Annotated in this window: 21 protein-coding genes; 4 read left to right on the top strand and 17 right to left on the bottom strand. The window is 38.2% G+C overall.

Annotated features, from left to right (window positions below; all coding sequences use genetic code 11):
• The first annotated feature begins 120 nt into the window (after positions 1 to 120).
• The gene (locus FAZ19_RS14520; protein ID WP_136821471.1) at positions 121 to 1,167 is read left to right on the top strand and encodes a DUF2157 domain-containing protein; all 1,047 of its coding nucleotides are present in this window, start codon (positions 121 to 123) and stop codon (positions 1,165 to 1,167) included.
• A gap of 8 nt (positions 1,168 to 1,175) precedes the next feature.
• Here FAZ19_RS14520 and FAZ19_RS14515 read toward each other — a convergent pair whose 3' ends face one another.
• From FAZ19_RS14515 to FAZ19_RS14505, 3 genes are all read right to left on the bottom strand, one after another.
• On the bottom strand, positions 1,176 to 1,592 hold the full coding sequence (locus FAZ19_RS14515; protein WP_136821470.1) for an OsmC family protein: 417 nt from the start codon (positions 1,590 to 1,592) through the stop codon (positions 1,176 to 1,178).
• A 108-nt stretch (positions 1,593 to 1,700) separates the two neighbouring features.
• The gene (locus FAZ19_RS14510; protein WP_136821469.1) at positions 1,701 to 2,999 is read right to left on the bottom strand and encodes an SGNH/GDSL hydrolase family protein; all 1,299 of its coding nucleotides are present in this window, start codon (positions 2,997 to 2,999) and stop codon (positions 1,701 to 1,703) included.
• Positions 3,000 to 3,190: 191 nt separating this feature from the next.
• On the bottom strand, positions 3,191 to 4,411 hold the full coding sequence (locus tag FAZ19_RS14505; protein WP_136821468.1) for an OmpP1/FadL family transporter: 1,221 nt from the start codon (positions 4,409 to 4,411) through the stop codon (positions 3,191 to 3,193).
• Positions 4,412 to 4,774: 363 nt separating this feature from the next.
• Here FAZ19_RS14505 and tpx point away from each other — a divergent pair, with 363 nt between their 5' ends.
• The 3 genes from tpx to FAZ19_RS14490 all read left to right on the top strand — a co-directional run bounded on the left by tpx (position 4,775) and on the right by FAZ19_RS14490 (position 7,561).
• Positions 4,775 to 5,272: a thiol peroxidase gene (gene tpx / locus FAZ19_RS14500; protein WP_136821467.1), complete on the top strand. Its 498-nt coding sequence runs from the start codon at positions 4,775 to 4,777 to the stop codon at positions 5,270 to 5,272.
• Positions 5,273 to 5,398: 126 nt separating this feature from the next.
• Positions 5,399 to 6,550, top strand: coding sequence for a GDP-mannose 4,6-dehydratase (gene gmd, locus FAZ19_RS14495; protein WP_136821466.1), 1,152 nt, complete (start codon positions 5,399 to 5,401; stop codon positions 6,548 to 6,550).
• An 81-nt stretch (positions 6,551 to 6,631) separates the two neighbouring features.
• The gene (locus FAZ19_RS14490; protein ID WP_136821465.1) at positions 6,632 to 7,561 is read left to right on the top strand and encodes a hypothetical protein; all 930 of its coding nucleotides are present in this window, start codon (positions 6,632 to 6,634) and stop codon (positions 7,559 to 7,561) included.
• 813 nt (positions 7,562 to 8,374) lie between these two features.
• Here FAZ19_RS14490 and FAZ19_RS14485 read toward each other — a convergent pair.
• The 14 genes from FAZ19_RS14485 to FAZ19_RS14420 form a co-directional block, all read right to left on the bottom strand.
• Complete coding sequence (locus FAZ19_RS14485; RefSeq protein ID WP_136821464.1) at positions 8,375 to 9,427, bottom strand: TerC family protein; 1,053 nt, start codon at positions 9,425 to 9,427, stop codon at positions 8,375 to 8,377.
• Positions 9,428 to 9,430: 3 nt separating this feature from the next.
• Complete coding sequence (locus FAZ19_RS14480) at positions 9,431 to 10,402, bottom strand: polyprenyl synthetase family protein (protein ID WP_136821463.1); 972 nt, start codon at positions 10,400 to 10,402, stop codon at positions 9,431 to 9,433.
• Between the two features lie 59 nt (positions 10,403 to 10,461).
• Positions 10,462 to 11,025, bottom strand: a complete 564-nt coding sequence (locus tag FAZ19_RS14475; protein WP_136821462.1) for a DUF3109 family protein — start codon at positions 11,023 to 11,025, stop codon at positions 10,462 to 10,464.
• Between the two features lie 3 nt (positions 11,026 to 11,028).
• Entirely contained in the window at positions 11,029 to 11,823 is a 795-nt protein-coding gene (locus FAZ19_RS14470; protein ID WP_136821461.1) for a DUF3108 domain-containing protein, read from the bottom strand.
• A gap of 31 nt (positions 11,824 to 11,854) precedes the next feature.
• Positions 11,855 to 12,370, bottom strand: coding sequence for a DUF2480 family protein (locus FAZ19_RS14465; RefSeq protein WP_136821460.1), 516 nt, complete (start codon positions 12,368 to 12,370; stop codon positions 11,855 to 11,857).
• A gap of 63 nt (positions 12,371 to 12,433) precedes the next feature.
• Positions 12,434 to 14,539 carry a peptidylprolyl isomerase gene (locus FAZ19_RS14460; RefSeq protein WP_136821459.1) on the bottom strand — a complete coding sequence of 702 codons (2,106 nt, stop codon included), beginning with the start codon at positions 14,537 to 14,539 and terminating at the stop codon, positions 12,434 to 12,436.
• A 142-nt stretch (positions 14,540 to 14,681) separates the two neighbouring features.
• Positions 14,682 to 15,281 (bottom strand): LPS export ABC transporter periplasmic protein LptC, encoded by a 600-nt coding sequence (gene lptC, locus FAZ19_RS14455; RefSeq protein ID WP_136821458.1) that lies wholly within the window; start codon positions 15,279 to 15,281, stop codon positions 14,682 to 14,684.
• Position 15,282: 1 nt separating this feature from the next.
• Complete coding sequence (locus FAZ19_RS14450; protein ID WP_136821457.1) at positions 15,283 to 16,608, bottom strand: porin family protein; 1,326 nt, start codon at positions 16,606 to 16,608, stop codon at positions 15,283 to 15,285.
• Positions 16,609 to 16,771: 163 nt separating this feature from the next.
• Positions 16,772 to 17,755 (bottom strand): DUF6427 family protein, encoded by a 984-nt coding sequence (locus FAZ19_RS14445; RefSeq protein WP_136821456.1) that lies wholly within the window; start codon positions 17,753 to 17,755, stop codon positions 16,772 to 16,774.
• Positions 17,756 to 17,820: 65 nt separating this feature from the next.
• Complete coding sequence (locus FAZ19_RS14440) at positions 17,821 to 18,036, bottom strand: CcmD family protein (protein ID WP_136821455.1); 216 nt, start codon at positions 18,034 to 18,036, stop codon at positions 17,821 to 17,823.
• A gap of 8 nt (positions 18,037 to 18,044) precedes the next feature.
• Positions 18,045 to 18,710 (bottom strand): cytochrome c biogenesis protein, encoded by a 666-nt coding sequence (ccsA, locus tag FAZ19_RS14435; protein WP_136821672.1) that lies wholly within the window; start codon positions 18,708 to 18,710, stop codon positions 18,045 to 18,047.
• Between the two features lie 15 nt (positions 18,711 to 18,725).
• Positions 18,726 to 19,385: a heme exporter protein CcmB gene (locus tag FAZ19_RS14430; protein WP_136821454.1), complete on the bottom strand. Its 660-nt coding sequence runs from the start codon at positions 19,383 to 19,385 to the stop codon at positions 18,726 to 18,728.
• 130 nt (positions 19,386 to 19,515) lie between these two features.
• On the bottom strand, positions 19,516 to 19,893 hold the full coding sequence (locus FAZ19_RS14425; RefSeq protein WP_136821453.1) for a hypothetical protein: 378 nt from the start codon (positions 19,891 to 19,893) through the stop codon (positions 19,516 to 19,518).
• Positions 19,894 to 19,985: 92 nt separating this feature from the next.
• A complete protein-coding gene (locus FAZ19_RS14420) occupies positions 19,986 to 21,821 on the bottom strand; it encodes an ABC transporter ATP-binding protein (RefSeq protein ID WP_136821452.1) in 1,836 nt (611 codons plus the stop codon).
• Positions 21,822 to 21,840: the final 19 nt, after the last annotated feature.

Raw genomic sequence — 21,840 nt, 5'->3', positions numbered from 1 at the left:
TACAGATTTTTAGAGGGAGAAAAGAAGGTGCTGAAAATGAATTAAATTTATTTTAAGTTTGATAATCCAAATTATCTACTTAAATTATTCCGTATTATTGATCATACTAAAGTTCTTCTCGTGAAAAAAATTGATTTGAGTAAGCAGGAAATCGAAGTGGTCCAAGAAGTACTAAATCATTGGCAAGAACAAGGTCTTTTAGAACAGTCGAAAGTGACGGAACTGAGAGACAATATTGATGAAAGGGGGTTTGAATGGAAAATGTTGGCACGGTATGCTTTTTGGGTAGCATTGGCCTCCTTGGTCTTCTCCGTGGTGTCCCTGTTTTCTGACGATACATTGGTGAACTTTGTGGAACGTTTTTATGAAGCACCAAATCTTGCTTTCTGTATCTTCTTTGGCGCGTTGGCGGCCCTATTTTATGTGGCTGGGTTTAGGAATAAGAAAAAATTTCCAGAAAAGACCTTGTCCAATGAAACGTTAATGTTGGCAGGTTCTTTTTCGACCGCTGCGAGTATTGGCTTTTTGGGACAAGTAGTAGATCGAGCTACCAATCATTTTACGATATTATTTCTGCTATCGATAATAATATATGGCCTGCTATCCGTAAAATTATATAGTAAGTTGATCTGGGTTTTTACATTAGGGGCACTCGGTATTTGGTTTGCAACGGAAACCGCATACCACAGTGACTGGGGCTTTCGGTTTTGGGGAATGAATTACCCATTACGATTTACTATTTTTGGAATATTACTGACCGTATTTGCACTATGGGGACAACCTCGAATACCTACATTGCGACCTTTCCAATCAACCAGTTATGTGGTTGGACTCCTATATACAATGATCGCATTATGGTGCTTGTCTATTTTTGGAAATTATAGTGATTTTGACGCCTGGACAACGATACGACAATATGAGATTTTCTATTGGGGACTATTGGCTATTGCACTTTCTTTAGGTTTGGCCCTATATGGTATGAAAGCCAAAGATAATATCTCCAGAGATATTGGATTTGTATTCTTTTTGTTGAATCTATACACCCGGTTTGTAGAATACCTGTGGGATAATATCAACCGTACGGTTTTCTTTCTGATATTAGCAGTCTCTTTTTGGATTGTCGGCCGTTGGTCAGAAAAAATTTGGAAAAAGAAAAGCGCTATGTAAAGCGCTTATTAATTTATCTTAATGCTGTAGGTAATGTCCACCCCGCCTGCTGCCAGCATGTCGTGAACCGAACAATATTTTTTGACTGCGAGTTCTGCGGCTTTATAGGCTTTGACTTCGTCAATCTTGCCTTTCAGCAAAAAGGTGATATGGATTGCGGTAAAGATATTTGGAACCGCGTCACGTCTTTTTCCCTCTACGATCACTTCTATATCTTCTATTTCTTGACGCTGTTTTTGGAGGATGGTAGTTAGGTCGAACACGCTGCAAGATCCCAAAGCCATCAAAATGAGCTCCATTGGTCTTACACCTTTACCCTCTCCACCAATAGACTCGGAGCCGTCTATATTTACTTTTACAGTAGACAGTTCGCTTGAGGCCTCAAAGTGAACAGCTTGATTTTTACGATTTAAGTGGACTTGCATACGACTGTTTTAGAAACACAAATCTAAATAAAAAATTAGAAGTTTCTTGTCGACTGTATGTAAAATAAGCGACGCCCAAGGATTCTAGGTGGACGTCGCTTGTTTTTTCTAAGGGTATTTAACGCCCCTATACTTGGTTGCGTCTACTTTGGGTATCCGTGCATTATACTGTAAATTGATTGCATCAATAAATAGGTTGGCCATTAAAGCATTGCCTAAAGGCGTAAGATGGATGCCGTCAAGTGAAAATGCATTTCCCTGTATAAAAGCAGCATTCACATTTATTCCATTATAAGAAATTCCAGTCGTTTTTACCTTATTTAAATACGCGTGTGCATCTGCAATGGCGAGTTTCTTGCTCGCTGCCACTTGTTTGATAACTGTGTTAAACGCATTTACACGACCGGCTATTTCCGCAACTTCATCTTTATCGATTACAAATCGGTCATGTAATGGGTTCTGAGGAATTAAACCGTACGCTAGAATTCCATTACTTGTTTTCCCGAGCGTATCAGTCGGGAAAGATAAGGTAAATAGATCTTCTGCTGTAGCTATGCGTACTCCTGAAGCCGTGGAAATGTAAATTTCGTCAAATGCGCCGCCAGTAGATGCTTCAACTCCCGCCTGTAAACGTGCCGTAGTGACTGTTGTAAAAAATGGTATCGTACTTACATCCGGAATAGTGGCTACCACGCCTTTTTGTCCATTTGTGGTTAAGGTATTGATAAAATTTCCATACCCATTGGTAAAATTCGTTACCGAGGTAAAAGTGGTAGTAGCATCTTCTGGATTTTCGTAGGCTCCATTCATAGCGTATCCTAATACATCATTATTACCCAGCCAAAATGAAAAAAAGGTATGACTTCTTGTTGTCACAAAATCAAAATAGCTTTTTGTACCTACTTCTGCTTCGGGTAATAGACGCTCAAAATACATGTTTAACGCACCAAATTGGGGTATGTAAGCTAAATCTACACGCATACCCGGTACGCCGTAGTTATGGATTTTTCCGGTATATTTTGTGAGTTTACCCGCTTCGCGATACGCTAAATTGGATGTCACTTGCTCCATGACAGGCTGACCATCTGTTAATGATTTCAATTGGAGATACCCCGATCCATTGCGCTGTTCTTCAGAGAAAAATGGTGTATTGAAAGTACCTCCTCCGACATTCTTCAGTTGTTCCGCAATCAAGTTTGGAAAAGCGACCTGTTGTCCTTCCAAATAAAGACCTCTATCGGCAAATCCTGCGGTAAGGGAATTGCCTACAGCAATGTATTTTGTGAAATCCACATCCGAGCCAGCAGAGGATTCGAATGAATCTATTTCCGGGGCACACGCATACGTGGTAAGAGACAGGGAAATAATTCCTAAATATATCTTTATTGTGTTGTTTAATCTTTTCATATGTGTGTAATTATTCATTAATATATGTTCAATGGTATTCATAAACGCTTTGCGGTTTGTCTTTTAACGATCATATGGAATATCCAAATTATATTATTCGTGCCGTATTTTATTTTTTTAAAGGCATTCATGCTACTTCGTGGTCATTCGTGTTTGTGTGGCCCGTGCTACACGGATATTTCATAATGTTGTTACCATTTGTAAGTTAGCGATATGCCCGGCGCATGAATATTGGTCTTGTATGTGCCTGATAATCCGGAAGCTTTGTTCGTTACGGTACGTGCTTGTACTTTCTGAAGTACATAAGCAGCAGTCAAATCCCACTTATCCGAAAGCAAATATGTAAAACCTGCAGAAGCCATCATCCTGTTGTTATCTGGTGTTTCTGGAGAGACATAAGGTCCCCTTACGGGTGTATAAACGTACCCTACACCGGCTCGCAACGTAAGCATCTCACAGGTCTTGTAATTAACACCTACCTTACCTGAAAACGCATTTTCGTACTTTTTCTCCTGGTGGGTGTCCTGTAAGACAGGCGTGTTGTCTGCATAATCAAAATCTAAGCTTTTATAAATATCATACCCAATAAATGTAGCATCGGCCGCGATATCCACTTTTGAACTTGCAGGAAAGCTTATTCCAAAATTAAATGAAGCGGGTAGCGGTAATTCTGCGTTAAAAGTGGTGTTGGGAAAGGATGCAGCAAGCGATGGAGGGACAGAAAAATCAGCATCACCATCTTTGAGCTTTGTAACAACTTTTGAACGGTAGCTTAGCGATAGGGATACGTTGTCTTCTAAATGGTAATGTACCCCTAGATTGTATCCCATACCTGTGCCGGTACCCGATAGATTCGCCTGGCCACTGCTACCATCTGCCATAGTTACTGGTATTGAACGGGACAAATCAACCAGACCAACATTGTATACAAATCCACCACCAATACCAAAGTTCTCCGTGATCTTGAAACTTAATGTAGGCTGAATGTAAATGGCTCTCATCTGTAAATGATTGAGCTCGTATTTTCCAGGCCAATCCGTTCCCCAATCAACCGATCCTCCGAATGGAGTGTAGACACCAATACCGGCTTTCCACCATGAATTCTTGGGCCCGAGAGTCGCAAAAACAGAAAATGGAGGTGTAATTTTAAATTTCGTTTCGTGAATTTCAGTGCTGTTGTATTCCCTAAAAGCCGATCGATACATAATTGCAGAAGCACCAATAGAGATGGCGTTACCGTCCATTTTGGCTAACGCGCCGGGACTATAAAAAATACTCGCCTCATCGACAAATAATGCTGATCCAGCACCGGCCATACCTACCGCTTTCAGACTTTGTGTATTGACCTGAGAACCTTGTGCAAATAATAGAGTAGGGCTGGCCAATAATAAACTAAGTAGTAATTTTTTCATATGCATCTAATTATTCATTAATATATGTTCAATGGTATTCGTGAACGCTTTGCGGTTTGACTTTTTATGGTCATATTGAATATTCACGTTTCTTTGTGTTTATTGATAAGTATTTGCTTTCATCTGTATCAATGAGCTCGCAAGCTCGTTTCGGAATATAAACATTTCATATGCGCTTATAGTTTTTCTGTTTGAAACTTTGAGTATAAATGTGCTAGCATGTCTGGTTCATATACGTCTTCGGTTAGCTAATGAAGATAAAATATAATGCTAACATAGTATTTTTTTATTAATAAAAATAATTTTTTGTCTTTTTTTAATAGAGTTGCATGAATTAGGTATATTCAAAAAAAATATTTTAATATGAGTCAAGTAAAATTTAAAGGAAGTCCTGTAAATACAAAAGGCACTTTGCCACAAGTAGGATCTAATGCTCCAGATTTTTCATTAACTTCCGGTGATCTGTCCCAAAAATCTTTAAAAGACTTTTCGGGTAAAAAGGTGATTTTAAATATCTTCCCTAGTGTGGATACAGGTACATGTGCCGCATCTGTACGGAAATTTAATGAAAAGGCTTCGAGTTTGGAAAATACGATCGTTTTATGTATCTCTAAAGATTTGCCTTTTGCACAGGGACGTTTTTGTGCAGCAGAAGGGTTGGAAAATGTCGTCTCACTTTCGGAATATAAAGACGCTAATTTTTCGGATGCATACGGTGTAAAGTTTATTGAGGGGCCTTTGGAAGGATTGTTGAGCCGTGCGATAGTGGTGTTGGATGAAAGTGGGAAGGTAATCTATACGGAGCAGGTTGAAGAGACGGTGGAAGAGCCGAATTACGATGCTGCATTAGCCGCACTATAGTTTGAAATCCTTGAGCGAATAGTGTCTTCGTTAAGCGCTATCTTACGTTAACTTTCTTTTTATATGCTGTTGCGGTGACTTGCATATAAAGGGAAAGTTATCTAAGTTTGGACAATATTGCTTAATATGGAATCAAATACGCGTAAAATAGCCTTAATTACAGGAGTGACTGGTCAAGATGGAGCTTATTTAGCCGAATTTCTGCTTAAAAAAGATTACATTGTACACGGTTTAAAGCGGAGAAGTTCACTTTTTAATACAGACCGAATCGATCATCTTTATCAAGATCCTCATCTAGACAATCGCAATTTTATTCTACACTATGGAGATTTGACCGACTCCACCAATTTGATTCGCGTCATTCAGCAGACACAGCCAGATGAAATATATAATTTGGCAGCACAGTCCCATGTAAAAGTTAGTTTTGATACACCTGAATACACTGCGAATGCAGATGGTATAGGAACTCTTAGAGTGCTAGAGGCGGTGCGTTTGCTAGGTCTAACGGAAAAAACAAGAATCTATCAAGCTTCTACATCTGAACTATATGGGCTAGTGCAGCAGGTGCCTCAGAGTGAAACTACTCCGTTTTACCCACGTAGTCCTTATGCTGTTGCCAAGATGTATGGGTATTGGATTACTGTAAACTATCGTGAAGCTTATAACATGTTTGCCTGTAACGGTATTTTATTTAATCACGAGAGCCCGGTTCGTGGAGAAACATTTGTCACACGCAAAATTACCAGAGCTGTCGCAAAGATTGCTTTGGGTTTGCAACATAAATTATACCTAGGAAATCTCTCTGCGCAAAGAGACTGGGGGCATGCTAAAGATTACGTTGAAGCGATGTGGCTTATTTTGCAACAGGAAAAGCCTGAAGATTTTGTAATTGCTACCGGGGTGACTACGACCGTGAGAGACTTTGTGAGACTGAGTTTCGCTGAATTGGGTATAGAAATTGAATTTAGCGGTCGTGGAGAAAGTGAGAAAGGAGTAGTAATCGATAGAGATGAAGAGCGTTTACAATCACTAAATATTAATCCTGAGCATATAAAATTGGGTCAAACGGTCGTAAAAGTTGATCCGAGTTATTTTAGACCTACAGAAGTGGATCTGCTGATCGGCGATTCTTCTAAAGCACAAAATCAATTAGGATGGAAACCCAAATATACCCTCGAAACGCTGGTTTCAGAGATGGTGTTGTCAGATTTGCAATTGATGCACAAGGCACAATATCTTAAAGATGGCGGGTTTGATGTTCTTAATTACTTCGAATAAGTTAAATTGGAATAATTTTTGTAAACCAATTGCAGGATGAGAAATATTTACGGTAATCGAAAAAGCAATAGCGAATAGACTATGGAAGTGAAAAGTGCAAATCGAGAGAGTGGAGCGTCGGAGGAGAAAAGAGATAATTCCAAAATTTATTTTTTTATAATAGCTATCGTTGCGTTATTATTGACAAATGTTTACTTCTATGTGAAATTTAAATCTTCCGGTGAAAAGCTATATACCGTAACATTAGAGAAGGAAAGCCTGCAGATTGAGATAGACCGAATTGAAGCCGAATTAGATAATTTAAGTAACCAAGATATTGCCCTATCTGGAGATATTATGGCCTCTGAACGTGAAGCAAGAAATATCATTGAAGGGCTTCGGCAAAAGCTGGAAATTTCTGGAATATCAGAAGAGGAGTTGGAGTCTGCAAGACAGCAGGTAGTCATATTGAAAAGCAATGTCGCTAATCTGAAGGTTAATATGAATGAGTTAAAGCTTCAAAACGATATGCTGGCAAGGGAAAATGAATTGCTTTCCTCGAAAGTCCGCGAGAGATCTCAACATATTGAGGAAATATCGAAGAAAAATAAAGACCTTAATGATAAAGTTAATATTGCGTCGTCTATAAAGGTTTCCAATATCCAGGTGAATGGCATTGAAATATCCAGAAGGGGTAATATTGAAATTGAAACGAAGGCGAAGCGAGTTGATGAATTACAGATCAAATTTACTATTGCCGATAATCCGTTAGCTGTAGAAGGGAATAAAGATATTTTTATTCGAGTTATAGATCCACAAGGCAATTTAATCGCCAATGCAAATAATGTTTTTTATATTCATGGTGATAAGCTTCAATATTCTACCAAGGAAACAATTCGTTTTACCAATAGAGGAGAAGAATATCAATTCTTATGGAAAGATTCAGCTAAGGGATTTAAAAAAGGTGCATATACGGTGTTATTATATGCGGATAATGCTATTATGGGTAGATCAAGCGTAGTTTTAAAATAAGTTCCGCGTGGACAGCTGAAATATGTATAGCATTGAAAGAGAAAGCTCCCTCTTTTTTATTTTCTCTTTATCACCTTCCAACTATTTTGTTTAATACACAAAATGGATCAATCCGGTTTTCTGAGGAATATTAGTGATGCTAAAAGAACGTTTTTCTTAAACAGTTTTTTGCCCCTCGCTTTGCCTTTCCGTCGTTGCCACGACAGGGCCTTCTTTATTCCTTTGATGAATAAAGAAGCAAACAAATCAAGGCTGATACCGTATTTGTCGTTTCGGCGACGCGAAGATGCAGCGCGCAGCTCTTAGGCCTCCAACGCACTATCCCATTTCAAAGGCTGAGACCTGCTTAGAAAGTACAAACTCGAACCTTTCTGCATCGCATCTTCTGCTGCCTACTCGTCCAAATCCGCTAAGGCCGTCTTTTTTCAATTCAGCTGACGTACATAACTGTACTACAAATGCACTATCCCCACATTCCCGAAAAATGTCGCCTGTGAAGCTTTAGCTACGCTGAGCTCCACTTCGTTCCGGTTTGGCAATGGCAATGGGAGGCACTATCCTTACGGCCAAAAGGTTCGAGCGATACGCTTTTGCATACTTTTGGCAAGACAAACCCCCGCAGAGGCTCTTGAATGCCTTTGAATAATAAGTTCTTGATGAAAAAAGTATGGACCAGTCGCGGTCTAAGCGACAAAGGAAATTTGCTTAAGAAAAACCTTCTTTTAATAATAACAAACTTCAAACCTTCACTTAATCCAACCCCTAAACAAGCCTTATGGCGACTGATGCAAATAGATTATGCGTGTTTATATGCTAATTCGTTAAATTTTCTTTTTTAGGATAGACCAGTGAAGCAATAATACTGATAGCCAATATTCCAACGATAATTATCAACGAATGAATAGTTTTGAAGCCTAGCTGTTCCAACCAACCATGTAATAACATCTTTGCTCCAATGAATACCAATAAGAAAGCGAGACCTACTTTTAAGTAATGGAATTTATGGATTACATTCACCAAGAGGAAGAACATAGATCGTAATCCTAGCACAGCGAAAATATTTGAAAAGAATACAATGTAAGGATCTTTAGTGATAGAAAATATGGCGGGAATTGAATCTACTGCAAAAACCAAATCTGTAAATTCAATAACCAATAACACCAAGAATAGAGGAGTCATGTATTTTACACCGTTCTCTACGTGAAAGAAGTGGCCTCCATCTAATTTAGGAGTGACTTTAAAATATTTGGAAGCAAATTTTACAACACGGTGGTTTTGGGGATCCACCTCTTCTTCCGTGTTGCGGTTGATAAACATATTAATACCGGTGAAGACTAAAAAGGCTCCAAATACATAAAGTATCCAACCAAATTTAGCGATCAATGCAGCCCCCACGAAAATAAAGATACAGCGTAATAGAACAGCGCCTATTATTCCCCACACCAGTACTTTGTGATAATATTTTTCTGGGATACCGAAAGAGGAAAATAGCAGTACCATAACGAAGATATTGTCTACCGAGAGGGCATATTCGACGACATAGCCTGTTAAATATTCGATGGTTAGGTTTTTGTTGTAAATTTGAATACTTGCTGCTAGATCGGATTCAATGATTTGTATATTATGTAGATTTTTTGTGATGATTTCCTTGAGTCGAGCTATATCGTGAATATTGTGTAGCTCATTTCCCCAAAAATAAAGTACTAGTCCGAATGCTAAAGCGAAAAGCACCCACACCGCAGACATGATTGCCGCGGCTCTGAACGATACAGGTTTGTCGCCTTTTGAAAACAATCCTAAATCTATAGCAAGCATGAGGATGATAAAAATAATAAATCCTCCAAAAAACATTAATTCGTGACTCATAGCTTATTTTTTTCTTTCTGTGGTGAATTTTACCAATTGTTGTAATCCTGTTTTATAAATGCTATCTGGAAATTGTGCTAAAATTTGAAACGCTTCCTGTTGGTAAGCTAACATTTTTTGGGTTGCGTACTCCAATCCACCACTGCTTCGTACAAAATGAATCACTTCTTCGATTTTTTTACTATCATCATTGTGGTTTTTGACCAGATTAATGATTCGTCTTTTTTCAGTAGAAGTCGTCTTACTTAATGCATAGATGAGGGGTAATGTCATTTTTTTTTCTTTAATATCATTCCCTACGGGTTTGCCGATGTCATCCACACCGAAGTCAAACAGGTCATCTTTGATTTGAAAAGAAATGCCTACTTTTTCACCAAATTCACGCATTCTCTTTACCGTATCTGGAGTTGCATTCACCGACGAAGCGCCACAGGCACAACATGAAGCAATAAGGGATGCCGTCTTTTTTTGAATAATTTCATAGTAAATGTCCTCTTTGATGTCCAGCTTACGCGCTTTTTCAATTTGTAAGAGCTCGCCTTCGCTCATTTGCTCAACAGCTTCGGATACGATTCGGAGTAATTCATGTTCTTGATTAGCTACGGATAGAAGCAATCCCTTAGAAAGGAGAAAGTCTCCTACCAAGACAGCAACTTTATTTTTCCATAAGGCGTTGACAGAGAAAAAACCTCTTCTCTCATTTGCGTTATCGACTACGTCATCGTGAACCAAGGAGGCTGTATGAAGCAGTTCTACCAATGAAGCACCACGATATGTCGATTCATTAATTGTACCACACAGTCCTGCAGAAAAAAACACAAACATAGGACGCATTTGCTTGCCCTTTTGCTTGTACAAATATTGAGTGATAATATCTAATAACGGAACAGAGCTCTGCATAGATTGCTTAAACTTTACTTCGAAAGTTGACAGTTCTGTTGCTATGGGTTTTTGTATCTCTTTTAACTTCAGCATGAATGATGGTAAATACCAAATAGAGTATAAATGATGCTTTAAAGATAAGAAAAATAACCTTATAAAGATTTGACAGTTTTATCTAATTCTTCAAACCACTCTTCTCCGTATTCGCGGGTGAGTGGATCTTTTAAAAATTGATAGACGGGCACCTGTAGCTCTTTTCCAAAACTACACGCGTCCTTGCAAATATGCCATCTATCGTAATGAAGCACATCGAATTCTGGGTAATGTGTGGTCCGAATAGGATAGAGGTGGCACGAAATCGGCTTTTTCCAGTGTATTTCGCCCAGCTCATATGCTTTTTCAATAGCGCATTTAGTAATGCCATTTTCCCAGGTAACGTAAGCACACTCTTTATTTCCATCTACACATGTAGTTGTTAGATCGCCATCTGTATCGATAACATGGGTGCCTTGCTCTTCAATAGCTTCAATTCCTTTTGCAGTCATGAAGGGCTTTACTTTGGGATATATTTCCTTTAATATATGTGTTTCGTCTTTACGTAGGGGAGCCCCGGAGTCACCTTCTACGCAACAGACCCCTTTGCATTTTGATAGATTACAAACAAAATCGTTGTTTATCAAGTCCTCATGGACTAACACATTACCAACCTCAATCATGATTTATTTTGAATAGCTAACTTTTTTTCCAAGTCCGTATTTTAACCCTTTAGCATCTGTGAGTTCCATGGTGATGGATCCAATTAGAATCTCGACATGCGCCCGTACTGGAATTCGATTTCCGTCATTTGTTACCCAAAGATATAATTTACTGTTCTTTTTAAAGATACGTCCAGGTTTTATTTCTGGGCTAAATTTGATACATTCAACGGTACCTAAACTGGTTTTTATTTTCTCTATTCCTTCGTAAGTGATGCCCAGTTGTTCAACTTCGTCATTTAAAAAGTAAGAAATCTTAAAGGCGTCCCCCTTTTTGAGAGAAGATAAATCTAGGTTTCTAGCGAAATAATAGGCAGATAAAAGGTCAAATGTTTGCAAAACAGGTGTTTTGAAGGTGCCTTTTCTACCTTTTACGGACCGGTTTCTGTGATCAAACGTCGCATATTCTTTACGTGTATAGCTACCTTCTCGTATATCTTCGGTATATAGGTGCGGAAGATAGGTGTCGCCATCTATATAGGAGTCATATTTATTTTTGACAGTATAAAATACGGAGAATGCTCCCGACGTTTCTCCAACTGCATTTAGGTGAAAAGTATTATTCCCACTGAATTTTAAACTGGATTTACTTACGGATAGAACTCCTGTGGCAGCAGACATGAAGCCGTATTTAAGTTTATAAGTCAACTTTTCGCCTTCTTTGAACGTCGGTTCTTTTAAATAAGGTAATGCACTTTGTCCCATGCTTACGGAAGTCGTAAATAATATAGACAAAATAAGTATATATAGTTTTCTCATGTTAAATAGGACAATCTTACCCATAAAAAGTTTAACTTTTTCGTTTGAATACCGGAACGGTAGAGCAGGCCTCTCCATACATGATGCTCTTGGCAACAGCGCTCAATTGAGCGGTAAATAGTACAAAAGCACTTTCCGGAACATAAATATCTCCACATCCCTTTACCACCACTCTTTGATCCTGGTATTGTGAATAGTCTATCTTGGCTACTTCTTCAAGAAAAAGTCGCTGTTGTACTTCTTCCACAGTGCCAAAATGAACTGATTTTGCATACGGTGTTAATTTGTTCGCCAATATCATGTATGTCCAAGTGGGAACGATAGCGTCCGTTGAGCATGTAATAGCAACAATTTTGTCTTGATAATTTGACCAATCATGATCTTTTACGAAATCTCTAAAATCTTTTTCCTTTAAGATTAGCCCATGAAAAAGATTGTCTTTGACGTCGTAAATAGTGATATCCTCTTTCGGAGCATAATTAGCTAAGTCTACCGTAAGCAGACCGCTTTGTGCTACTTTGTTAACTATATTTTCCTGAATATCCATCTCGCATAAGTATAAAAAAAGCCGGACAAATTACTGTCCGGCTACAAAAATAAATATAATATGTTAATAGAATCTAATACGATTGTCATCTATATCTGCATTGTCTTGAAGAGCTTTGAATATAGAGCCCCAAGCACGTTGCTGTCTGCTCGATAACAATTGTTTTTGTTGTTCTTTTTTCTCTGTGTCTACCATCTCTTTTGGATTTACGAAGTTGCTTACTTGAACAACGTATACACCTTGAGATCCTTCAACTGCTTTAGACGGTTTATTTGGTTGTAGACCAAACACAGTACCGACTACTGAATTTTCCAAGGCTACCCCAGGAATGACGGGGTTAGCCAACACAATATTTTCTACGCTAATTGCAGCTTTGCCCAACTTTTGTGCTACTTGATCAATAGAGGTCGCACCACTAAGCGCATTGTCCATTTTTTCTTTTAACATACGCGCCTTCACGAAGTTTTTAACACCAAGTTCAATGTCAGCTTTTATTGCATTCAATGATTGAATACCTTTTGCATTGATGTTGTTTACTTTTGCTACGATAAAGTGACTGTCGGTTTCAAAAATTTTATCGGACACTTCACCTTCTTCTACCTCAAATGCCCAACGGATTAGCTCTCTAGGAATTTCGGATCCATTTAGCGTATTGTCCATTGCTTGTGTTCTAGCGGATTTTTCAACTTTCAATCCTTGTTGTTGAGCAAGTTCAGTAAAGTTTTTAGTATTTACACCAGTAAAAAACTCATTTGCTTTAGCGTATACGGCATCAGTTGTCTCTTTTCCAGCAGTAATCTGTTTGTCTACGATAGCTGCTTTTACAATTTTTGAGTTACCCACTTGTTTCTCAATCTTTATGACGTGAACACCAAATTGAGAATTTACGACCACTACATCACCTGGTTTTCCACCAAATGCTGCTTCTTCAAATTGCGAAACCATTTGACCACGGGCGAAAGTACCTAATGAACCTCCATTGATTTTACTTTGTTGATCTTGACTGAATTCTACAGCTAAAGCAGAGAAACTGTCGCCTTTCTTAATTAAGCCTTTAATAGAATCTGCTTTTGCCATGGCCTTATCAACTCCTCCTTCTGCAGTAGGATTTAATAAGATGTGACTGGCTTGAACTGAGTCTGGACTGAATTTAGCGTCAATTACTTTGGCTATTTCGTATGCACCATTCGATAAATAGGGGCCCACGGTAGTACCTACACTCACATTAAATAGAACAGAATCTAATGCAGGACTTACTTGACCTTTTTTGATATAAGAAACAGGGTATTTAGTGTCTGAATGCTGCGTAGCGAATAAAGAGTCATTTGTAGATGCTACCAAATCAGCCTTTAACTTCTGTATAGTTGTCAATGTGGTTAACGAGTCTTTCGCTGTGGGACTAGCATCAAACAAAACATATTCTAAAGCACGTGTCTCTTCTGGGTTTTTGAAGGTGTTTTTGTGCTTATCATAGTATGATTGATAATCCGCATCAGTTAACTTAATCTTTGTGTCGTCTACGGAAGAATAGTCTAACAGTACATATTTGAAGTTTGCTAATTTATTTTTTGCAGTATATTCATCCTGTGCTTCTAATTCAGTAACGTATACAACGTTGTTTAATAAATTGGCGTATTTTTCATTTAATCGTTGCGTGCGGATATTATCCAGCAACATCTCCCACTGTGCGCTTACTTCCGAATTACCACTTTTCGCTTCAGTTATAACTTGGTTTAGATAGTTACGATCGAATTGACCTGTTTGGGGGTTCGTAAACGTCTGTGTGATTTGCGGAGATGGGTTAGCACCGGTGATTAAATCATTGAATTCTTTTTTGCTGATAGTTAATCCAATCTTTTCAATCTCAGCGTTTAACAATTCTTTTGAAATGAATTGATTCCAAACTTGTTGTACAGCAAAATTTCTAATCTGGGGAGTTTCTGCTCCGCCCATTTGTTGCTGGTACATGGTAGATGTTTGGTCTACTTGAGCGTTGAAAGGTTGGTACTCGATGGATTCCCCATTCACGCTCCCCACTTGATTTTGCTTATTCATCCAAAAAGGCATTCCCGATTGGATAATGTCTCCTAATAAAAATGCCACAATTGCTAAACCTATTACGAATATTACCAATCCGGCACGGTTACGCAAATTCCCCATTAATCCCATATCTGTATACTGTATTTTAAGTGTTCGTAGTTATTTAATTGACCTAATTTAAAACAAGGCGCAAGATACAACTTTTATGAAAAAAAATGTAATATTTTATAATTCTATGAAAACAATAATAATTTCCCTGCATTAGCCCCGTTTAGTTTCCGAAAGAAGGTAATTGGGAGTCACTTGAGGGGGTGAAATATCCTGTGGGAAATTGCGTCCTGATGTCAACTAATTTATCATCAGCGGTGAAAGAGGCTGCTTGATAACTGACTTTACCATCTTTGTCTTCGAATAGGATGTTGACATGATTATAATAAATTTTCTTATTCTCGTCGTAAAATAATTCCTCTGTTTTAATTTTTGATCCATCAGCGCGGGTAATGACTACGTTTTTTTTGAATTCCGTAATGCTCTCCTTGGCACGTTGGAGAGCATAGTCTGATGTTACCCGTTGAAGTTCTTGCCCGTTGGCCTCATCGTAAAAAATAATCTGAACACCTTTCTTAAATTCGTAATTACCTGTTGTATCATGATAAATGCGCATTTCTGGGGCAGTTAATTGAGCTTTTACTTTTGCAGAATCACTATATATTATCTTTACATTTTTAGAAATGTCCACTGCCTCTTCTTTTTGGATATTCGCCAGTCGATCAATATCTTTCATGTCATTTTCACAACTACTAAACAATAAAACCCCCATTAGTAATAAAAGTAATAGGGGATAAAATTGTTTATGTTGTAAGAAGTTCATTTTAGTCTAAATTGCGTCTTATAAACCAAGTATCGTTGATTGTAAATCCTAGATTGATATTGATATAACGTTCTCTAACAAGGTTATTATTTAATGACCCCTGCTGCCCGAATTCTGCGGATATATTAATACGAGAAAAAGTTCGTCCGAAGTTCGTTTCGGAAAGTGGCAAACCTAGACCAACCGTCACTGCCATATCTGCAATATCGTTATTATTTAAACGTATCTGTGTTTGATTGTATCGAAAACCTAAGCGGTAATCTACGACATTCCAATATTTAACAGAGGTCGGATCAGGCTTAAACTGTCCGCCTACAGCTACACCGTAGTTTTTACCTAACTTAATTTCTCCTTCGCGAGTCTGGAAATCACTCCAATCTGTGTATTTGAAATCGGCACCGACCATCCAGTTATAACCTTTGGAAAGTGTAAAACCGATATTATGTTTTAGCGGTAAGTTGATTTTTCGGTTTGCTCCTACGGTAGACGAAGAAGTATCTAATGCAATGTTTTGAAAATCATCATCTAATGAGGGTTCAATGCGGGTAACCAAACGCGTAGACTTGCTGTTGATCGTATTATTCAGCGTTCCGGAATATCCCACGGTGATGTTCATTTTTTTGCCTAATGACTTAAAATACTGCACACCGTAATCTATTGTGGCTCCTCTTATTAATCGGGTTTCCTCCAGTCTAGCATTATAATTTCCCAATGTTAGCGGAAATTCGACTTGAGCTATGTCGGATAGGTTTCCAAATAAGAACCCTACATTCGCTCCTACACTTAGTCCTTTAAGCGGACTCACGCCGTAACCAATAAAGGCTTTATTGACACCCCCCTCGCCAGAAATCGACTTTTTATACGTTAATGTGTCGTATATTGATAGTTCTGAAGAGTTATAACCTACATCCGAAAAAGGAATTAACCCAAAAGCAATACCGCCAGCCTTGGCTAATGGAATGCCTATCCCAATATGGCTAAATGCAAAATCGGCGGTATTGTCTGTCGCCGATCCCTTTCCCAGCTGGGTAATATTGCCATATAGTCCTGCTTCCAAGATCGTTCTTGAAAAAGCAGAATAACTTGCCGGATTTGAAATGTTGAGGATCGGTAGCCCTGCTTGATAGCGTACGCCTGCGGCGATACCAGCCATGGAACGGGTCTGTGGTAGCAAATCCTCACGCATTTGCCCTAAACCATATTGAGAGTAAGGAGAATGCGAAGTGGATTTTTGAGCGTGCACTTGTAAACTACACATCACGAGTGCTATACCAAGTATGATTGTGGATGCCTTTTTGGTCGTATCGGCTTTAAATTTTTTATACATATATTTCTAAAATTCCGCTTCAGAATGAGTAACACATTTAGAGAAACTCGTTAGGTCAATCTCTGCTGATTTTTTACGCTTTTTCGGTACAAAACTATCTATTTTTTGATGAATCCGTTAGTTCATTTTGTTAAAAAAGGTTAAACGACTGTTTTTTAATTAGTTATGCTATTTGAAAGTAGAGTATAGTGCCCATGATGAGCAGGTATAATGTTTCATATACCCATTTTGTTTTTGCATAGTTGAAATAGTAAGCCAAATAAATAGACAAAGGGGGGGCACATAATAAAAAATGATTGATCGTAATATGGTCGTTTAGGTAAAAAGATATACCTATGAGCAACAGCATGAAAAAAAGAAGCTGAAATGATTTTCGAATATGGACGATGCTTTTGAAATATTGATCTTTTAAGATGAATAAGAAAAAAATAAGTGCAATGATGATAGGTATAGTTACTAGATAGTCATAGATATCGACCTGCAAAGTCGCAGAGAATTCATTAGTAAAAGGGGAGAAGATGGTTATAAAATCATCGAATCGATCAACCCAGTAATAAATTACGGCTAGTAAAGCATACACAATGGTTAAACCCAATAGCGGTGTAATCCATTCACGCCAAATAAATGGTCTGAATATAATCAAACTGACCCACAGTAAAAAAAACATCACTATGAATGGAAAATATATCAGGCTTCCTATTCCTACAATCATGCCCAAATCAAACATCAACCCTTTTACGTCAACTTGCTTATAAATGTTAAATAGCTTGGTCAACATCCAGATGGTAATAAAATTACAGATCAGCGTGGGAGATAGTACTAAAAATGGTAGAAACAAACTCACTAATGTCATATACATTAAGGCCGCTAAGAAATTGGGCTTGCCCAGAAAGTTATAGTGATTTATTAATTTGTTGAGAAAGAAAGCTTGGAAAATCGTTAAAACCAGCGCAATAACTACATTCATGGAAGGGGTAAGATTTCTTCCGATTTGTAGACCAGTCAAATTGTTTATTGCCGGCTCGAACAAAATAAGTGTAAGGTCTTTTGGCAAATGAAAAAAGATACCCAGACATAAAAATGTGCCAATAATCGAAACTAAAGCGATGTTGATAGGCGTAAATTTTCGATGTTGACTGATAATCATGAATTTGAGGAATACAATCTGTGCTGATTTTAAATTAGAAAGTACTTGTATTTATTCGCAATAACCTACTTGTGGTTTTCTAATTTCTTGATTTTACGATCGATCGAGAACAGGTATAGAAAAACGCCAATAATTAAGGTAAGCACGACGAGTACAACAACCCATATTTTTCCAGAACTTCTTAGTCCTGTTGCCATTTCTATTTGTTCTATTTGCGATTGAGCAGTTACCAATTCTAGCGAACATATAATGGTTAGAAAAGTTATTATTAAAGTCTTCATATATATCATCAATCTAATTTATTCCTGTTGTTTTCCACTAATCTTAATCTGTAGCGTAGCGTAAATATCCATATTCCGGTGAGGATCCATCCAATCACCGCGGTATAAAAAACGGGACGTATATTATTGTCCATATCTATATCACTAAATGTGGAGTTGCCTCCACTACCAGGATGTAGAGAGTCTGTCAATTTGGGTAAAATATATATCAATACAATCATGATGGGGAACGCAAATATATTGTAAACGGCAGATATTTTCGCTCTTTTTTGTTCTTCTTCCAAGGCATTACGAAGTACAAGGTAGGCGAGATACATGAGTGTTGCGATAGCCGAACCATTCAGCTGAGGATCATTTGGCCAAGGATCTCCCCAAGTGATATTTGCCCATTGCATACCTGTCAACAGGCCTAAAAAACAGAATAATATACCTACGTTTACCGCTTCTACCGCCATGATATCGTGGTTTCTTTCTCCACTATTCAAATATTTTACACTGAATATAACAGAAATCAGGTATAATGTGATCATAGTAAACCACATCGGAACATGAAAATAAATGTTGCGGATGGTCTCGTTTAATATAGGTAAAACCGGCACGGGCCCCATAAAGCCAGCAACTACGGAAGAACAGACCATGACCGCACCTAGTACTTTCCACCAACTTTTTCTCATCATTGAATACATGTTTTAATCCCTCCAAAGGTAAGGAAATAACAATAAAGAAATTGTAATTGTAATTACATTAATTGCTAAAAGTACCCCTATCTCTCCATAGCTGATAGCCCGATCTAGCCCTTGAAGGGCATTTTGTGAGAGTTTGATGAGTACGATTAAAAGAGGAATAATAACAGGAAAAGATAGGATAGCCATTATCGTGCTATTATTTCCGGTTTTGGAACTAATACCGGATACCATTGTAAAAACTGTAGCAAAGCTCACGCTACCTAAAAGGATGGCTATAAAATAAAGGAGGGGATCCCCAACAGGATTTTTGAAGATAACAGAATATACTAAATAAGCTATGACCGAAAGGAAAGCCATCAATAATATATTATAGATTATTTTGGATAAGATTATTGCTTTAGCACTTACGATACTATAATAGTAAAGCTGTCTGTATTGACTTTCCTGAACGAACGATCTGCTAATGGCATTGATGGAAGCGAAAAGTAATACAATCCAAAATAAGGCATTCCAAACTAAAGTATCTACAGATTTGAAAGCTTGATAGCAAACAAAAACTGTAGATACTATATATAAAAGAATGCTATTGATCGCATGTTTAGAACGCCATTCTAGTGTGACGTCCTTTGATACCAAAGTTTTGACTTGCTGAAAAAAACTCATTTCATACAAACTTATATAAAATGCTTTGTATTCGCGAGTTCGTAATTCATAAATATTATGCGTAAGCTATATACCTAACGGTGTAAATGGACGCGAACACGGCTTGGTTTGAACGGTCCACTTCGATTGATTACGCGTTAGAAATATCGGATTTTGCTTTATCAGCAACATCTTCTGCTTTCGCTGAGAATTTATTTGCTGCATCCGAAGCCTTAGTCGCCCAGTCTGTCGCTTTCTCTGAAGCCCTTTCTATTGCATGCTTACCGGCATCCTTTGCCCGAGTTTTAAGATCTTCTAGGTCTGATTTCGCAATTTTCGCAAATTTAGCCGCTTTTTTTGCCTCTTTTTTAGAGATGTCCTTTATCGATCGCGTAAGATCTTTAATACCCTCATTTGCGCGGTCTAATTGTTTTTTTCCATCTTCCGTACCTAATAAATAGTAAGCAGCTGTACCCACTGCTAATCCCAATAATGCAAATGCGACTAACCCGTTTTTATTCTTTTCCATGACGTGTGTGTTTTATATTTTTCTAGTTCTACTTTTTTAGATAAAACAACTGTTATTCCAAAAAGTTTGGTAGAGATGCAATTAACAAAAATTTAACGCTCTACTTTTTGAGTCGACTGCAAGGTGAATAGATGATGGTATAAACCGCTTCCTTTAGAAAGGAGATCGATGTGGTTTCCAAAGTCCGAAATAATACCGTTTTCAACAACCAAAATAGCGTCTGCGTTCTTTACGGTAGACAGTCTGTGTGCAATAACAATGGACGTCCGGTTTTTCATCAGTTCTTCTAAAGCTTCTTGTACTAGTCTTTCCGATTCGGAATCTAAGGAGGAGGTCGCTTCGTCGAGGATTAAAATAGCCGGATCTTTCAATAATGCCCGTGCAATAGCAATGCGCTGTCGTTGTCCTCCGGATAATTTTACGCCTCGTTCCCCTACTAACGTGTCATAACCATCAGGAAATCCCATAATGAATTCATGCGCGTTTGCACGCTTAGAAGCTTCGATAATGCTATCCGCATCGGCATCTAGCCTACCGTAATTTATGTTCTCTCGGATAGTTCCTCCAAAAAGCAGTACATCTTGCGGCACTATAGCTACTTGATTCCGTATATCGGTCAACGAAAAACTAGAATATATCCTGTCATCATATCGGATCTCCCCCGATTGAGGTTGATAAAATTGAAGTATAAGTGAAGCTATGGTCGATTTCCCAGTTCCACTTGGGCCCACAATAGCTATTTTTTGTCCAGCCTCTACCGTAAAGGAAATATCTTTTAGTATCTGTATATCTCGTCGTGAAGGATAAGCGAAGGCAACATGATCAAATGTCAGTTTACCTTGGATCGTCCTGCTGATTTCTTTATCTTCTTCTGTTACTTTAATGTCTTCAGTTTTTTCATTTAAGATCTCAATTACCCGTTCACTTGCCCCCAAAGCCCGCTGCACACTGGCGTATAGTTCGGGAAAGCTTCCCATGGAGCCTGCAACAAACATAGAGTATAAGATATACGTTGTAAGATCACCTACAGTGATTTCCCCGGAAGATACCAATGAAGCGCCATACCAAATCACGGCGATCACGGCTCCAAATATGCAAAAAATAATAAAAGACGCGAATATTCCGCGATAGGTAGCACCCTTTACCGCCAGGTCAATGACCGAATCTAACTTCTTGGAATATCGCTTTGCTTCGTAGAACTCGTTCACAAAAGCTTTGACATTGCTAATGCCTAATAACGTTTCCTGTACAATACTGTTGGAATCTGCTAGCTGATCCTGAGTTTGCCTTGAAAGGTTTCGAATAAATCTTCCAAAAAATATGGCGGTAACCACTAATATTGGTAATATACATAGGTTCATTAAAGCTAGCTTAGGTGAGACAATTATCAGTAATATTACACCTAAAGTTAGACTAATTCCTTGCCGTATCATCTCTGCGACAGTCGTCGTCATCGTGTCTTGTATCTGTGATAAGTCGGCCGAGAGTCTACTATTCAGTTCACCTACTCTTCTATTCGCAAAAAAATCGATGGGTAGCGTAATTAATTTGTAATAGGTGTCCCGGCGAATACTTGCCAACGCTTTTTCGGCAACTTCAACAAATAATCTGATCCGAAAAAAAGACATCAGAGATTGAAAAAAAAGAATACCTAGCGACAGGGAACCTATGAAAAGGATGCTACTAGGTAACCAAGGATAGGTCTGTTTTCCTTGAGCGGAATCTATCATGGCACCCAACAAAGCAGGAAAGGTGAGCATGGTAAGACTTGATAAGATCAAAAAAGCCATCCCAAACAGAAATTTTGTTCGGTAAGGTTTGAGATAAGAAAATATTTGAAGTGCCTTCTTTACTAATGCCTTATTTAGCTTGGGCTTCGGTAAATCCTCGGAATGTGAATCTCCGCTATTCAATCTCGGTCTGGCCATCTATACTATATCTTATATG

It is taken from the genome of Sphingobacterium alkalisoli, from assembly GCF_005049105.1.
GTDB classification, from domain to species: Bacteria; Bacteroidota; Bacteroidia; order Sphingobacteriales; family Sphingobacteriaceae; genus Sphingobacterium; species Sphingobacterium alkalisoli.
Note: the sequence above shows the minus strand (reverse complement) of the source record. Positions and strands in the feature narration are given on the sequence as shown.

Bases quoted from the DNA above. Each gene is read 5' to 3' on its own strand.
- FAZ19_RS14515 (WP_136821470.1), bottom strand. From the start codon at position 1,592: ATGCAAGTCCACTTAAATCGTAAAAATCAAGCTGTTCACTTTGAGGCC.
- FAZ19_RS14510 (WP_136821469.1), bottom strand. From the start codon at position 2,999: ATGAAAAGATTAAACAACACAATAAAGATATATTTAGGAATTATTTCC.
- FAZ19_RS14505 (WP_136821468.1), bottom strand. From the start codon at position 4,411: ATGAAAAAATTACTACTTAGTTTATTATTGGCCAGCCCTACTCTATTA.
- tpx (WP_136821467.1), top strand. From the start codon at position 4,775: ATGAGTCAAGTAAAATTTAAAGGAAGTCCTGTAAATACAAAAGGCACT.
- gmd (WP_136821466.1), top strand. From the start codon at position 5,399: ATGGAATCAAATACGCGTAAAATAGCCTTAATTACAGGAGTGACTGGT.
- FAZ19_RS14490 (WP_136821465.1), top strand. From the start codon at position 6,632: ATGGAAGTGAAAAGTGCAAATCGAGAGAGTGGAGCGTCGGAGGAGAAA.
- FAZ19_RS14485 (WP_136821464.1), bottom strand. From the start codon at position 9,427: ATGAGTCACGAATTAATGTTTTTTGGAGGATTTATTATTTTTATCATC.
- FAZ19_RS14480 (WP_136821463.1), bottom strand. From the start codon at position 10,402: ATGCTGAAGTTAAAAGAGATACAAAAACCCATAGCAACAGAACTGTCA.
- FAZ19_RS14475 (WP_136821462.1), bottom strand. From the start codon at position 11,025: ATGATTGAGGTTGGTAATGTGTTAGTCCATGAGGACTTGATAAACAAC.
- FAZ19_RS14470 (WP_136821461.1), bottom strand. From the start codon at position 11,823: ATGAGAAAACTATATATACTTATTTTGTCTATATTATTTACGACTTCC.
- FAZ19_RS14465 (WP_136821460.1), bottom strand. From the start codon at position 12,370: ATGGATATTCAGGAAAATATAGTTAACAAAGTAGCACAAAGCGGTCTG.
- FAZ19_RS14460 (WP_136821459.1), bottom strand. From the start codon at position 14,539: ATGGGATTAATGGGGAATTTGCGTAACCGTGCCGGATTGGTAATATTC.
- lptC (WP_136821458.1), bottom strand. From the start codon at position 15,281: ATGAACTTCTTACAACATAAACAATTTTATCCCCTATTACTTTTATTA.
- FAZ19_RS14450 (WP_136821457.1), bottom strand. From the start codon at position 16,608: ATGTATAAAAAATTTAAAGCCGATACGACCAAAAAGGCATCCACAATC.
- FAZ19_RS14445 (WP_136821456.1), bottom strand. From the start codon at position 17,755: ATGATTATCAGTCAACATCGAAAATTTACGCCTATCAACATCGCTTTA.
- FAZ19_RS14440 (WP_136821455.1), bottom strand. From the start codon at position 18,036: ATGAAGACTTTAATAATAACTTTTCTAACCATTATATGTTCGCTAGAA.
- ccsA (WP_136821672.1), bottom strand. From the start codon at position 18,710: ATGAGAAAAAGTTGGTGGAAAGTACTAGGTGCGGTCATGGTCTGTTCT.
- FAZ19_RS14430 (WP_136821454.1), bottom strand. From the start codon at position 19,385: ATGAGTTTTTTTCAGCAAGTCAAAACTTTGGTATCAAAGGACGTCACA.
- FAZ19_RS14425 (WP_136821453.1), bottom strand. From the start codon at position 19,893: ATGGAAAAGAATAAAAACGGGTTAGTCGCATTTGCATTATTGGGATTA.
- FAZ19_RS14420 (WP_136821452.1), bottom strand. From the start codon at position 21,821: ATGGCCAGACCGAGATTGAATAGCGGAGATTCACATTCCGAGGATTTA.